We start from the raw sequence: 14,441 nt of genomic DNA on the forward strand, positions 1-14,441 counted from the left end.
ATGTATTCGGGTTGTGTTCGTATTGTGTTCGGACCACCTTCGGAGCTCGACAATCTGGTAACCACTATTGACCAAATTCCGACCAGGTAATTCCTGTTCAGGGTCTGTACGATAGCTGTTCAGCAGCTGTACAATATCTGTATCGCATCCGAATAAGGTACGAAGCAGGTACGAATCTGCTCCACACCTCCTGCCCTATTACCTTATACTTTTGTAAGCACTGTCCGATACAGCTCTATACCCTCATGGCTGATCACCTGACAAGCTATTTCTTCGCTACTGATCGAGAAAGAGAAAAACCCGTATTGATCTTTCGCAAAACGACTATACGGCAGATTGGTTTTTACAGGCGTTACCTCTGATCCTGCCCCGGAGATAAACTGATGAAACTTCTTGCCTTCCACTTTTAAGTGCTGCAGCGAATGTTCATGTCCTGAAAGGTAAATATCTACTCCCCGCTTTTCAAAGATAGACTCCAAGACTTTTCGAACCGCCAGGGTGTCGTAATTCGTCGTCCGCGGCCCCGCCGTATACAGGGGATGATGACCGACGACAATTTTCCAATGGGCATCCGAATTTTCCAGTAGCTGATCTAGCCAGGCCAGCTGTTTCTCGGGTTGCTGTCCCGCAACATGTGGCCCATACTCGCTGTTACTGTAAAATTCAGGAATCATCGGATTAGTATCGATAAAGGCCATCAGTACGTTTTTTCCATCCTTAAGTGCAAATGTCTTGCTGTAATAACGCGCAGGCATCTTCCAACGTCTGCTGATCGTACTATAACGTACCTGTGCATCGGGATCTGATTTATAATCGTGGTTTCCCAAAATGGGATACCAGTCCCATTGCAGCGAAAATGCGGTATAGATATTTTCAAACGAATAATGCCAAAGGGGATCATGTTCACTGACCACCCCGGAAGGGTAAAAATTATCACCGGTAGAAATGATAAAGTCATTGGGATGCTGATCGGCCCATTGGCCCATCTGCCCCGCTACAGCCAACTGATGGTCGGCACCATTGCGACCCCAGTCGCCTACAGCCATAAAATGGAGATCATAGGCATCTTTGGGTTTCAAAAGCTGTTGTATATCTTCGCTTTCAAGTTGCGTAGGTTTTGTCAGACCGAAACTACTGAGCGTAATTCCCCCCAGGCCGGCTGTAATCGCCGTGCCCAGGGAATTTTTCATAAAAGTTCTGCGTTTCATCAATAGATTTTAATAACCAGGATTCTGTTGCCAGTGGGTGTTTACGTTTAATACAGTTGTTGGTACAGGGAAAATACGACGGAACTTCTCGCTCATGCCGGCAGGATACAGCGATCGGAACCCCCAGTTATCTTCAAATTTTCCGTAACGGATCAGGTCATTTCTACGCCAGGATTCATCAGCAAACTCACGTGCCCGCTCATCCAACACATCCTGCAGACTTGGGGCAGCCGTGAGCACAGGTGCATTAACATAGGCTCGGATCTGATTAACCAAAGATTGTGCGGTCTGACCATTGGTCGCGGTAGCCCCACGGAGTATAGCCTCCGCTTTCATCAACAGGATATCGGCATAGCGAAATACAGGTACATCATTGCTCTGATTACGCTGATTGGCTGATGTAACGGCTACGTCCATATAAAACTTAATGGATCTGTACCCCATTGAGCGTCCCTTTTGGTCGTTACCTACATTCAGCGTGGCCGCACCATCCGAACGCAAAGTAATTTCTTTAGTGGTCTCCAGTTGCCAATCAAACTGCGCATCTGCATCCGCAGCATTATAATCCTGATCTATGCCGCGTTTGGAAGTTCTGATCAGAAAAGGACGAGTCTTATCTTCTGTATAATTTGACCAATAATATTGCTTACCGCCGATGTATGAGGCATTTCTTTCGTCGCCTGCCAGATTAAATTTCTCCAAATAGCTTGGTAATACACGAAAAGTCCCCCCAACACTTTGAGGCAATGTTGCAAACTGATTTTGGGCACTTCGATGTATCCAGAAGCGCGAATAAGTCATACCCTGCTGTTTTTCACGATCATAGGGTATGGCAAATATAAAATCCTTTACCTGATAACCATTATCGGGGCGAAACTTGGCCATAAACTTGTGGCTTGTCAGGTTAAACTGTCCTGAGGAAATAATCTGGTCGCACATCGCAACCACATCATTTAACTTTTCATTTTGTGCACTTGGATTGTAATTGGCTACGTCCGTAGCCGTATAAACAGCCCAGTTGAGATACAACTTAGCCAGCAATGCTTCGGCCATATATTTCGTCGCTTTTCCATAGGTTGCTACAGAAACTGTGGTCGGTAACAAATCCTTCACCGCAAGCAATTCGGCCTCAATAAAACGGCAAATTTCAGCACGGCTTGAACGTGCGGGGACAGCATCAACAGGCCCTGTGATCAACGGTGCGGCGCCAAAATTATCCATCAGTATAAAATAATAATAAGCACGGATTGCGCGGGCAGGTGCCGTCAACTTTTCTTTATCTTCCCCGAATAATGCGATGGCATTATTGGCTAAGGTGATTCCAGTGGAAGCATCGTTCCAGATACTTGGCAAGAGGCCATTGTCTGCGTTCCAATTGTGCAGATGGAATTCGCGGTATCGACCGCCATCAAACCAGTCTGTTCCCATGGAAACACTCACTGATTCATCTGCCGAGAGTGTTTGCACCATCCAATGATCGCGCCCCATTGCGCCTCGATAAGCGGCATATACATCGGCAAGAATCGCCTCGGCCGCACGTTCCGAATCCGGAAATTCCGTCAGCTGTGATTTTATATCAACATCCAGATCGGTACAAGATCCCAGCGAAAAACTCAATGCTGATAAGGTTAATAAACGAATTAATAGTGTTGGTTTCATATAAATTATTTCTTGTTCTATAGGCCATGTGGCATGCTCCATTTATGTCAACAGGATTGTTTCGATAAAAAGTTTTCCATCCCACAGGTCTGTCTTATAAATTAAAGTTAAGGCCAAACATAAACGTTCGCGTCCGTGGGTAGGTCTGGCGGTTATCAATTCCCGGAGTCAGGCCACCCAAGCCCACCTCGGGATCAATACCTTTATATTTCGTCAGCACAAATACGTTGTTCATCGTTGCATATACTCTTAGGTTTTTAATCGGTATATTTTTCATCGGTATCGTATAGGCCAACGTAACATAAGCCAAACGCAGATAGCTCCCATTCTCCAGGTAACGATCCGATAGGTAATGTGCATTGATATCCGTTATGCGCTCGGTTTCCACAACGCTGGCAAGCACGTTTTTCTGCCCAGCATTACCAACAACGTTTGAATGGCGCGCACGTGTAGCGTTCATAATTTTCTGTCCAAAAGCACCTTGGAACATTCCGTTTAAAGAAAAATTCTTATACGAAAAGCTATTGTTCCAACCCAGTGTCAACTTGGGCTGTGGACTTCCCGTCACAGCCTGATCTTTCTTCTGTGGCGTTGTGGTTGTTTCGCCGGTACGCTCGCCCGTTTTCTCATCTCGGGTATAGAATACCGACACTCCTTCATCGTTGTAGCCTGCCCATTCCCAGGTATAAAACTGACCTATAGGTGCTCCCGGTGTCAGCCTCTGCTGAAATACATTGGTCTGCCCAGCGCCACCGAGATCCGACAATTCGATATAATCCTGCGTAAACTGCTCGTTGGCAATGCTCACCACCTTATTGGTGTTGTGTGATAGCACCAATCCGGTATTCCATTTGAAATCCTCTTTATCAATGGCCTTTGCATTCAGACTCAGTTCAATCCCCTTATTCTCTATTTCACCAACATTCGCAGTCAGCGTTGGATAAATATATTTCGATTTGCTTACCTGATAATCATAAATCAGGTCACTCGTTTTCTTTTTATAGACCTCCAAAGACCCTGTCAGGCGATTTTTTAGAAATCCGAAATCCAGGCCTAGATTAATCATACTGGTTGTTTCCCATTTGAGGTTCGGATTGCTATTGCGCAGCACCATCAAAGTACGTAATGGGCTTACCTGACCATCGGCACTTACATAATCGAAAAACTTGGATGAGGCGCCACGTACAGACTGCGCGGTAAATGCGTCAAAGCCCAATGAGTTGCCACTCACCCCGAAACCTGCACGCAGCTTTAAGTCATCAAAAATTCCGGTTTCACGGATGAATGATTCCTCCGAAAGGCGCCACGCCGCAGACACCGAAGGGAATGTTGCCCAACGATTGTTGCTTCCGAAAGCCGAGGAACCGTCGCGTCTTACCGTTGCCTGTAGGAGATACTTGTTATTGTAGGCATAATTCACACGGCCATAAACAGATATCATACGCAAAGTGGAAAGATAATAGTTCCCAAAGCCCAACAAATCAACTACATTGGCCATACCCGGATTATAATAACTCAAATCGTCACTGTAATAATCGGAAGTCGTCAATTGAAAGCCATCGTTATTGTTGTTCTCCTCCCATGAATAACCTGCCAGTGCAGCTACCTTATGTTTTCCGGCGAATGTCTTTTCATAACTCAGGTTCATTTCCATCACTTTCCGTTCATCTTCTACCGCGGCACGGATAGATTTGCCATTCTGACCACGTGCTGCCATCGAAAACATCGAGTAGTACTGTGCATTGTTAAACTGCCTGTTTTGCAGCGAAAGATCAATAGTATAGGTTAACCCGGGCAAGATCTCATAGCCCAGTTTTGCATGCGCCTGGAGCACCTTAGTTTTAGAAAAATTTGTATTCTCTTCAATTAAGGAAAGTGGATTGGCATATTGCGAACGATCGGGTTTTTCAAACCAGGCACCATCGGTATTTCGTAATGGCGATACAGGTAGGTAATAATACATCGCATCATACACGCTGAGTCCCTGATCCAAAGCGAGCACATCATTCTGCTTGGTGATACTTGCGTTGATATTGAAAGAAGCCGTCAGCCGGTCATTCAGCGCCTTGGTCTGCAAAAACGCTCGAGCAATCTGCCGCCCCATATCAGTCCCTTTGATAACCCCATTGTTTTTGATGGTATTGAGACTGATGCTATACTGTGTTTTTTCTGCTCCTCCAAGAATGGATATATTATGGTTGTTTGATATCCCTGTCCGCTCCACAGCTCTTTGCCAATCGGTATCTGCTCCCAAGTCGTCCGTTGGTTCCATCGAAAATCCATTATCATTGACATAAGACCGGTATTGCGCCGCATTCATCATCTCATAGTGCTTAGCCACTTTGTCGATCGCCAGATAGCCGTTGTAATTGATATTGGTCTGCCCTGATTTCCCACGCTTCGTTGTAACGATAATAACGCCATTGGCCGCTTTTGAACCATAAATTGCGGTCGCTGAGGCATCACGAAGCACGTCAATTGAGGCAATATCATCGGGCGCTACCAAAGCCAGCGATGCGCCCGGAACCCCATCGATCACATAGTAGGGTTCCATCGCTTCTCCACTACGTAACGTTGACGCTCCCCGGAGACTAACCGAAGGCGTCGCATTGGGATTACTGTTGTTGCTCGAAATCGTCAGGCCGGCAACTTTCCCCTGCAGCATCTGTGCTGGCGAAGTAAATACGCCGACGTTCGCATCTTCCGCTTTGATGGTGCTGATGGAGCTCGTCAGATCCTTTCTGGATACACGGCCATAACCAATGACGACCTCATCCAGTTTAACCGCACTCTGCTGAAGTTTCACACTCAACGACAAAGGCTTTCTTGCTTCAATAACATAACCCGATAATGTATCGGACTGAAATCCTACAGCCGAAAACACAAATCGATAGCCTGCATGTTCTACTAAATTCTGAAAATGGAATAGCCCCTGGCTATTCGTACTGGTGGTCACACTTGGACCTCCATTGACCTGAATAGCCTTAACACTGACTCCAGGGAGAAACTCGCCCTTTTCATTTTGTACAGCTCCTTTCACTTGTTGCTGCTGCGCATGTACATGGGTAAGTCCAGCGGAAAGCAACGCAAAAATAAGCAGGTTCTTTTTTTGTGGATTTTTCTTGTTGAGCATATCTGTTAGTTGTTTAGATGTTCAGTAATTGTATTTTCCTGTTTGTATAGCGTATAACTTCCATCCGCATTGGCGACAAAGCGCAATTCATTGATCAGGCAGATTGTTGTCAAGATATCCTTCAATGAATCGTGATGTACATCAATCTCACCTGTATAATGGATAGTGGCAATACCCTTGTCACCCAAATGGATCTGTTTTTTAAATGCAGTTTCTAACGCCTTTAGCACAGCAGGCATTGGTGTATTTTTCAGATTTAACAAATTCGGGGCAGACAGATCAGGCATGTTCAATGGCTGTTTTTTATTGACGGCTTCAATTCTTGTCGCACCCCGTGAATCAACTGTCAGCTTTTGGCCCGGGTCAGCTAAAAAAATCTGTTTGAAACCGTTTGTAAGCGAGGATACAAGCACTTTACCTGTATGTAATGCCACAGTCACAGCCTGACGCTTTAATTTGGTATTAATGGTAAAGGATGTACCAAGCGCCGTTGTTTTAGTCCCGCTGGCAAACACCGAAAATGGGCGTTTCGGATCCGATGCGACATCAAAGTAGGCTTTACCGTTAAGTTCAATATCACGGGCATTGGCAACAAAATTTTTCACATAGCGAATATGGCTTTGTGCGAACAACCGCACATGCGATCCATCGGGTAGATCCAGCGTTATACTATAGGGATTTTTATTTTCTATTGAAGTCCAGACTGTATCTTGATGCGCTATAACTGGTTTAGCAACGGACCGCTGAGCATCTGGCTGTACAACTGAATCTTTTGTCCACCAGGTAGCAAAATGGAAGGAAAAGAAAAAGAGAACTGCAGCTGCGGCACTGTATCGCAGTAGCTTTACCAACCGATACCGATGTAATGCCTTTCGATCCTGCGCTTTTTCCTGATTTTGAATGGCAGTCTGTATAAACGTTTTCATCGTTTCAGTAGGCACAGGCTCCTCCATTGCTGTGCTATCAAATTTCTCCCAATCTTCGTCCTTGAAAAGTTCGTTCACGAGGAAGGGCATTTTCCAGATCTTCTTTTTGATCTGATGCTGCTTTTTATCATGCTTCATACTCCTATTACGCAGGCCAGCACGACATCCCTTAGTTCTTAACAATTATTTAATAAAGGGCGCCGATACTTAACATAAAGGACTTATAGCATAATGGAATAGAGATGTTGTTTGAGTTGAAGAAGTGCTTTACTGATATGCTGTTCCACGGTTTTTGTGGAAATTGAAAACTGAGCGGCAATCTCTTTATGGGAAAGACATTCTTTACGGCTCAGTTCAAAGACCTTCCGACGCATCGTCGGCATATTCTGGATATCTTTTTCCATCATACGCAAAAGGTCTTTATTTTCAATTGCCCGGATCAGACTATCGGTAAAAGGTGTCACTGCTGTCTGCCCTTCATATTTGAAACGTGTAGCCTCCTTGCGCAGCAGATCGATCATGACTTGCCGCGCCATACCGAAAAGCTGCAACAGAATACTGAGCTGCTCGTCGAGCTTCTCCCTTTGGTTCCAGAGTTTGATAAAGGTCAGCTGCGTCACCTCCTCTGCAATATAATCCGATTGCGTACGCTTGAGTACAAAACCGTAAATCTGTCGATGGTACTTTTCGTATACGAGATTGAAACTTTTCTGATTGGAAGATTTGATAGGCTGAATGTGTTCCATTGCGCTGTCAAAAATAAAAGCACAAAGTTTCCTCAGTATTAAGTTAAGATCAATATTAAATTAAACAAATTGAATATATTACCTTTTCAATTAGCAGAATTCATTTCTAATTGTACAAATTTTATTATAAAACAAGCAGAAATCTCCCTATAATTGCAGTCGGGAATATTTCATTTCATAGTGAAATCCCCAATCAGACATGACCATAACCGGTAAAACGTTACGTTGTCAGCAACATGTCTTATCAATAATTATATGAAATAACGATACGATGAAAAGGAATATCTTTTTTATTTTAATATGCTTTGTGTTACTGGCTAACCTGGCCATCTGCCAAGAAAAAGACGTCGATTTTAGCAAAGCCTACATTGCCCAAAACGACGGCAAGACAACTGTTGAAATCAATGAAGCACAGGAACTCATCTATATTATCTTTGCGATAACTGACTTTGGTAAGGAAAATCCAAACATGACCAAGCAGAATACGGCGTATTTTGAAGAGGTCAAAGCGCATTTTACCCCATTTTCCAATCTGCCTATCGTAAAGAAATTTGACCAGCAACTGCGAGCGAATCTAACCAACTATTTCCTCTTAGCAGCCAATGTATATGGCTTTAAGTTCAAAAACGACCAATTAGTACCTACAAACATCTATATTTTTCCAGCGAGAGGAGTTGGAAATTATCAAGTGAAATCAAATCCTATCCCTGCTTATAAAAACGACCTGGAAGAATTCGCCAGAAAGAGCGGATACCGGGCATTCTACAAAGATCATCAAGGCTATTACGACAGCCTTCGTACAGCATATCAGGAGTATGCTTCCATTGCCGAGCAAAAAGAATGGTTAGAAAAGAAGTTCGATTATACAATCAATAGCTATCGTGTATTGACTTCCCCCCTGATTGCCGGAATGAATGCTACCCACACCTTCAAGTACAAAGGTTTCAAAGAAATTTTGCTTTTTTTACCCACCCTCCGCGAAGACGAATCCTGGAGCCCCAAATTCAAAAAAGCATTCAATACACGCATTATTTTTACGGAGATAGACCACAACTACGTAGGTCCATTGAGCGAAAAAAACAAAAAACAGATTTATACCATATTCAATAATAGAGACTTATGGGTAGATATAGAAAACAAAAGTACAGTTCATTATCCAAGTCCGGTAAAAGTATTTGATGAGTATTTAACCTGGGGACTTTTCATCTTATATTGTTACGATAAGTTTGGAGATGATCATGATCTTTTTGGCCAGATTGTTGAAAACGTCAACGATATGATGGTCAATAAAAAAGGATTTCCCAAAGCAGATGAATTTAACGCCGAATTGTTCCGCCTGTATAAAGACAATAACCCGAAAGATATTCAGAGCTTATACAAGCCACTGCTGGACTGGTGTGAGAAAGAAAATTAGCGTCATCCCGATAATATTTAGTAAATTAAGGCTGAGAAGGAAATAAGCCGCTAGAAATGTGAATGTATACGACCATAAGGAATCAGCATAGCATAAGGGGATGATCGTCGAAATATATTTAAACACAATACGTACGGAGAAACAATTATGAACATTAGATTTATCGGTTCTGGCAGTTATATTCCACCCCACAAAATAGCCAATGCAGACTTCGCCAACCATCTTTTTTTGGATGAAAATGGGCTGCCGTTCAAGGAGCCGGCTTCTGTCATTGAAAAATTTAAGGCAATCACCGGCATTGAGGAACGCCGCTACGCCGATCCTGACCAAGTGGCTTCAGACCTTGCTTTCCTAGCTGGTCAACGTGCCATTGAAGACGCCGGTATAGCTGCTGAAACATTGGACTATATTATTGTTGCACATAATTATGGCGATGTGCAATCTGGCAAAATCCAATCGGATACTGTACCCAGTTTAGCAAGCAGGGTGAAGAAAAAGCTCGGGATCAGCAATCCAAAATGTGTGGCTTATGATCTACTATTTGGCTGTCCTGGTTGGAACGAAGGCGTATTGCATGCCAACGCTTTCATAAAATCAGGTATGGCAAAGCGCTGTATGGTCATTGGCGCAGAGACGCTTTCCCGTGTTATAGATCCTTTTGACAGAGATTCGATGATCTATGCGGACGGCGCTGGCGCCGTAATCATCGAAGCCACTACGACAGAGCAAGGGCTCCTATCACATGAAAGTGCAACTTATGCGCTTGAGGAAGCGAACTACCTCAATTTTGGGAGCTCTTATCAACAAGAGCACAACCCCGATATACGGTATATTAAAATGAAAGGACGTAAAATCTATGAGTTTGCACTCAGCAAAGTCCCTTTAGCCATGCAGGCTTGCCTCCAAAAAGCGGATATCGATATCACGGCAATCAAAAAAATACTGATCCACCAGGCTAACGAGAAGATGGACGAAGCCATTCTGATGAGATTCTATGCACTATACGATACAGTACCCCCGCCCGATATTATGCCAATGACCATCCATACATTAGGAAATAGCAGTGTGGCAACCATTCCTACGCTCTATGATCTCATTGCCCGTGGTCAGTTAGACAATCAATCCCTGCAAGAAGGCGATGTCATCCTATTTGCATCTGTTGGCGCAGGTATGAATATCAATGCTTTTACTTATCGGGTTTAATGTAATTTTGCGACTACATCGTGTAGCTATTATGCTAACACAGAGCCTGCATAGGATTTATTTCATAAAAAATAACAAAACACTGTATATATCAATATTTTATACTTAAATTTGTATTATAATCGGCTCCGCCTTTGCTTATCTGAAATCGTCAAGTTATACTTAACACTCAGTTTTCGCATTTTCAGAAGCTTTTTTGTTAGCAAAACGGAGGTAAAGACCTTTTTCGACTTGAGTCAATCCAAGATCATTAAAATCAGATCCTATTTCTTGCAAAAAATCGATTAACTATTGTTCATATTCATTTATAACAATAGTGCAGTACAGATTACTTTAATATAATTTATAAAACAATGCAAGAAGGAACTATTAAATTCTTCAACCAAACAAAAGGTTTTGGTTTTATCACGCCTGCTGGTGGTGGAGACGACATTTTCGTACACGTATCTGGTTTAATCAACGAAGTACGCGAAAATGACAGTGTAACATTTGATGTAGAAAACGGTAAAAAAGGCGTTAATGCTGTTAACGTACGTATCGCATAATTAAGTAAACACACAAGAAGATAATTTATTTATCTTCTTGCGAAGTGTAACGGGCAACCGTTACACTTTTTTTTTATCTATTCCATACCCAAGTACGGCAAAAAATCGGACGATTGATCGGTCTGACATATGGAAGACTTTTTACAATCCAGCCAACATCACTTCTTCCTGTCGCAGAAAGTATGGACTGCTATCTTTGAATCTCCCGCGCTTCCTGGAATACTTTCTGATGATATCAGCAACAACATCATCGGTGAGCTCATGCCCCTCTAACGTCGGAAAACCCTCCCATCGTACAATGCCGTCCGGATCTACTAAAATACAGTGGGGGATTCCCTGTACTTCGAGCTGTTTCTTCAACTTCGCTTTCGTATCGATCGCTGAGAAATAATCTATTTTAATCTCCTTCGCCTTTTTAATGACCTCTGCTTTTTCATCCGAAAGGCCAATGATCACGAGTTTATCACCATACTTCTTATGCCATTCATTGAGTTCAGGAATTACTTTCCGGCAGGGACCACACCAAGTAGCCCAAAAATCAATAAGGATAAACTTACCCTTTGTATCAGGCGCATCTGTAAGCCACTGCTCGACCTCAAGTTTTGGCGCCTTTTGATTCAAAATTGATTTTGCCCACAATTTCTTATTGTTGTTGCTTTCCTGCGTATGACCGATTACATGGATCAGGCAAAGCGCAAATAATAAGAAAGCTTTTAGGATAAATTTTACATTCATAAAACAGCTTGTTTAGTTCCCCTAACTTATGGATTTTTTTCCACAATCATTTCATCCTTTCATCCCACACATCGTCTTTTCATAGACACCATTGCGGCCTTTATAAGGCAAAATAACACCTATACTTTTAATCCATATAAAATATACAAAACACTGTATATAAATAATTAGCATATTTATTAAAAACAAAAAAACTCCAACTTATTTGCTGTATGGCTCATGATTTTCCGAATGGAGCCAGGCCGACATCTGTATAAAATAACAGCGCACCATCGACATTTCCACGGCAAAAACCAGATCCTAATCCATCCTCACAAAAGCTAAATTGAGGCGTTCAGCACACAAAAACGACGAAGTGAGCCGGCCCTTTATCCCATTCTTCAAGATAATGCACAAGTTGACCGCATTCTCCTGTAGCAAAGTGTAGGATAGCCCTATTTACAAACACTGCTTTCGGAAATCAAGACACTTCTTTAAAGCCTATTGAGTACCTATGTATACGGCTGACAAACTGGCACAATATCAAAAATAAAAAATAATAAATCTATATTAATAAGACATTTGACCTAGTTAATATAAATAGATAGTTACACATTGTTCTCTTTATAACACATCAACTTTACCCACCGGATACCATCCATCTGTAGTACGCCGTGCGATGGCAAGATGAACTTTTGCCTGACCTGTGTTAAAGTTTCCTTTTTCGGCATCATAGCTTGGTAGGCATTTTATTGCGTCAGGAGCCCAGCTTACCCCGGCCAAAGTGCCTTTCCTAAGTTTATACTTGCCGTACGCCCCGATTTTTTTCTTCTTATCGATTTATTTCTTCTTATTTAGTATTTAGCGATAGAAAAAGCAACATCGAAACCGATATTGCCATCAGAAGTATCAACCTGGGATATTGTCTACATACGAAAGGGGGAATTACATACAAAAGGCCAAGAAATTATCTTGGCCTAATGCAACATATTATTTGGGGTGTTTTCGTAGCCCTATATTGCAAAAATACTGCCGAAATTAGAAACTCACAGCCATTAGCTTATTTTTTCTAAAGACTTTATGCTGCGGAAAAATAAAAAAACGGCTAAAATCACTTATTCCGTGGCAACTGGGCAAGTACAGCTTGCAATTCAGCAGAATTTGTAGCTCCCTGGAATAACAGACTGTCCTTTGTCCTAAAATCCAAGTAGGTATTCTCTTCCAACCTGTAGCCACAAGGGCCACAAACAGAGGCAGATAAGGAAATGCTTATTCGGCGTGGTTTACAACAGCAAACCGAAATGTTCCTTGAGCGCTGTCCGTGCAGCATGATAACCACACATGCCATGCACCCCACCACCCGGAGGCGTCGATAATGAACAGAGATAAATCGTGTCGACCGAGGTTCGGTACGGATTTAGAGCCAAAATGGGCCTACTGTACAGCTGCGAAATATCCATAATACCGCCATTGATATCACCACCGATGTAATTTGGGTTATACTTTTCGAGCTCCATAGGAGAAAAGCTATGCTTGGCCAGAATGGTTTCTTTAAAACCCGGCGCAAAGCGCTCAATCTGATTTTCGATCGCTTCGGTATAATCGACCTTACTCCCATTAGGAACATGGCAGTACGCCCATCCCGTATGCTTGCCTTCAGGAGCACGACTGGAATCAAACGCACTCTGTTGCGCAAACAGCACAAAAGGCTTATCCACTTGCTTCCCAAGATGGCTCCGCTGCTCGCTTTCGGCAATTTCGGCGTAGGTGTTTCCCAAATGCACCGTAGCCGCACGCTGACAGCGCAGATCTTTAAAAGGCGTCTTTTCTGATAACGCCCAATCGACTTTAAATACCCCCATTCCCTGTCTAAAGCCTTCGAGGCGCCTGCGGTAGCCGCTAGCAAGACCTATCCCTTTGAGCTGCAACAACTGCCGGGGTGTGATATCACAGAGTAGAACTTTATGGGACGGCAGATCGCGAACATCCTCTACCCAAAAACCTGTTTGGATCTCCCCGCCCAACGATTGATAATAGCCTAACAGCGCATTGGCAATGGATTGTGAGCCGCCAATCGGTATCTGCCAGCCATATTTGTTGCCTACCGCCGCAAGTACAATGGCAATTGCAGAAGTTGTCCAGTTGTCTAGGGGCTGAATTCCATGAGCCGCCATCCCTGCCCATAAAGCCTGTGCCTGCACGGAAGTAAAGCGCTTTGCGGTCCAGCTTGCCGGCTGAAGTGCATCCAGCCCAAACGAGGCTAAAGACAAAGGATGCTTCGGAAAGGATAATGGTCCCATAATATCGGCCGCAAGGCCCTCCCAATGTGTCACGACCTTTTCAACCAGCTTACGATAACTTTCGCCATCCACCCCCAACCCCTCTACCGTTTCGGCAAGACTATGGTAAAGAATTCCCGTTTCCCCTTCGTCCAATGGGTGTGCTGCCGCATACTCAGGCTTAACAAAAGATAGCCCAAATGCTTCCAAAGGTAAACTCCTGAAAAATGGCGATGCCATAGCCATGGGATGAATCGCCGAACAGACATCATGTTTGAAACCCGGAAGAGTAAGTTCCTTGGTTCGCATTCCCCCACCGATTGTAGCGGCACCCTCAATCAGCAGCGTGCTCAGCCCCTGCTGCTGAAAGGTAATCGCTGCTGCCAGTCCATTTGGTCCCGAACCAATAATAATTGCATCAAATTTTCGCATAAGCTAGTTTTTAATCACTCCTAGTCGCAGCCTGTATTGGGTTGTTCCTTTTTTGAGCGCTTTGACGAAGTAGAATCGGATAACGATTTGCTAGTATCCTTTTTTTTACCTGCAGATCCGCAGGAGACTGTAAATGTCGTTAAAACAAACGCTAAAAGTCCAAGATTGATTATTTTTTTCAT

Annotated in this window: 11 protein-coding genes; 3 read left to right on the forward strand and 8 right to left on the reverse strand. The window is 43.4% G+C overall.

Features of this window, described 5'->3' with window-relative positions; translation table 11 throughout:
- Positions 1-203 precede the first annotated feature (203 nt).
- The 5 genes from AACH28_RS04925 to AACH28_RS04945 form a co-directional block, all read right to left on the reverse strand.
- Positions 204-1,208, reverse strand: a complete 1,005-nt coding sequence (locus AACH28_RS04925) for a metallophosphoesterase (protein ID WP_341832364.1) — start codon at positions 1,206-1,208, stop codon at positions 204-206.
- 9 nt (positions 1,209-1,217) lie between these two features.
- Positions 1,218-2,867, reverse strand: coding sequence for a RagB/SusD family nutrient uptake outer membrane protein (locus AACH28_RS04930; protein ID WP_341832365.1), 1,650 nt, complete (start codon positions 2,865-2,867; stop codon positions 1,218-1,220).
- Between the two features lie 94 nt (positions 2,868-2,961).
- The gene (locus AACH28_RS04935; RefSeq protein WP_341832366.1) at positions 2,962-6,000 is read right to left on the reverse strand and encodes a SusC/RagA family TonB-linked outer membrane protein; all 3,039 of its coding nucleotides are present in this window, start codon (positions 5,998-6,000) and stop codon (positions 2,962-2,964) included.
- 5 nt (positions 6,001-6,005) lie between these two features.
- Positions 6,006-7,064: a FecR domain-containing protein gene (locus tag AACH28_RS04940; protein WP_341832367.1), complete on the reverse strand. Its 1,059-nt coding sequence runs from the start codon at positions 7,062-7,064 to the stop codon at positions 6,006-6,008.
- An 83-nt stretch (positions 7,065-7,147) separates the two neighbouring features.
- Complete coding sequence (locus AACH28_RS04945) at positions 7,148-7,672, reverse strand: sigma-70 family RNA polymerase sigma factor (protein WP_341832368.1); 525 nt, start codon at positions 7,670-7,672, stop codon at positions 7,148-7,150.
- A 271-nt stretch (positions 7,673-7,943) separates the two neighbouring features.
- Here AACH28_RS04945 and AACH28_RS04950 point away from each other — a divergent pair, with 271 nt between their 5' ends.
- The 3 genes from AACH28_RS04950 to AACH28_RS04960 all read left to right on the forward strand — a co-directional run bounded on the left by AACH28_RS04950 (position 7,944) and on the right by AACH28_RS04960 (position 10,834).
- Positions 7,944-9,086 (forward strand): DUF4932 domain-containing protein, encoded by a 1,143-nt coding sequence (locus tag AACH28_RS04950; RefSeq protein ID WP_341832369.1) that lies wholly within the window; start codon positions 7,944-7,946, stop codon positions 9,084-9,086.
- A gap of 147 nt (positions 9,087-9,233) precedes the next feature.
- The gene (locus AACH28_RS04955) at positions 9,234-10,289 is read left to right on the forward strand and encodes a ketoacyl-ACP synthase III (RefSeq protein ID WP_341832370.1); all 1,056 of its coding nucleotides are present in this window, start codon (positions 9,234-9,236) and stop codon (positions 10,287-10,289) included.
- Positions 10,290-10,642: 353 nt separating this feature from the next.
- Positions 10,643-10,834, forward strand: coding sequence for a cold-shock protein (locus AACH28_RS04960; RefSeq protein ID WP_070566486.1), 192 nt, complete (start codon positions 10,643-10,645; stop codon positions 10,832-10,834).
- Positions 10,835-10,975: 141 nt separating this feature from the next.
- Here the strand turns inward: AACH28_RS04960 and AACH28_RS04965 are convergent, their stop codons facing one another.
- The 3 genes from AACH28_RS04965 to AACH28_RS04975 form a co-directional block, all read right to left on the reverse strand.
- Positions 10,976-11,569: a TlpA disulfide reductase family protein gene (locus AACH28_RS04965; RefSeq protein WP_075992416.1), complete on the reverse strand. Its 594-nt coding sequence runs from the start codon at positions 11,567-11,569 to the stop codon at positions 10,976-10,978.
- Between the two features lie 603 nt (positions 11,570-12,172).
- Positions 12,173-12,331 carry a hypothetical protein gene (locus AACH28_RS04970; protein ID WP_175442002.1) on the reverse strand — a complete coding sequence of 53 codons (159 nt, stop codon included), beginning with the start codon at positions 12,329-12,331 and terminating at the stop codon, positions 12,173-12,175.
- Positions 12,332-12,831: 500 nt separating this feature from the next.
- Positions 12,832-14,259, reverse strand: coding sequence for an NAD(P)/FAD-dependent oxidoreductase (locus tag AACH28_RS04975; RefSeq protein WP_341832371.1), 1,428 nt, complete (start codon positions 14,257-14,259; stop codon positions 12,832-12,834).
- Between the last annotated feature and the right edge of the window lie 182 nt (positions 14,260-14,441).

It is taken from the genome of Sphingobacterium thalpophilum (assembly GCF_038396785.1).
Lineage (GTDB): Bacteria > Bacteroidota > Bacteroidia > Sphingobacteriales > Sphingobacteriaceae > Sphingobacterium > Sphingobacterium thalpophilum_A.

Coding starts and splice junctions, on each gene's coding strand:
- AACH28_RS04925 (WP_341832364.1), bottom strand. CDS start 1,208: ATGAAACGCAGAACTTTTATGAAAAATTCCCTGGGCACGGCGATTACA.
- AACH28_RS04930 (WP_341832365.1), bottom strand. CDS start 2,867: ATGAAACCAACACTATTAATTCGTTTATTAACCTTATCAGCATTGAGT.
- AACH28_RS04935 (WP_341832366.1), bottom strand. CDS start 6,000: ATGCTCAACAAGAAAAATCCACAAAAAAAGAACCTGCTTATTTTTGCG.
- AACH28_RS04940 (WP_341832367.1), bottom strand. CDS start 7,064: ATGAAGCATGATAAAAAGCAGCATCAGATCAAAAAGAAGATCTGGAAA.
- AACH28_RS04945 (WP_341832368.1), bottom strand. CDS start 7,672: ATGGAACACATTCAGCCTATCAAATCTTCCAATCAGAAAAGTTTCAAT.
- AACH28_RS04950 (WP_341832369.1), top strand. CDS start 7,944: ATGAAAAGGAATATCTTTTTTATTTTAATATGCTTTGTGTTACTGGCT.
- AACH28_RS04955 (WP_341832370.1), top strand. CDS start 9,234: ATGAACATTAGATTTATCGGTTCTGGCAGTTATATTCCACCCCACAAA.
- AACH28_RS04960 (WP_070566486.1), top strand. CDS start 10,643: ATGCAAGAAGGAACTATTAAATTCTTCAACCAAACAAAAGGTTTTGGT.
- AACH28_RS04965 (WP_075992416.1), bottom strand. CDS start 11,569: ATGAATGTAAAATTTATCCTAAAAGCTTTCTTATTATTTGCGCTTTGC.
- AACH28_RS04975 (WP_341832371.1), bottom strand. CDS start 14,259: ATGCGAAAATTTGATGCAATTATTATTGGTTCGGGACCAAATGGACTG.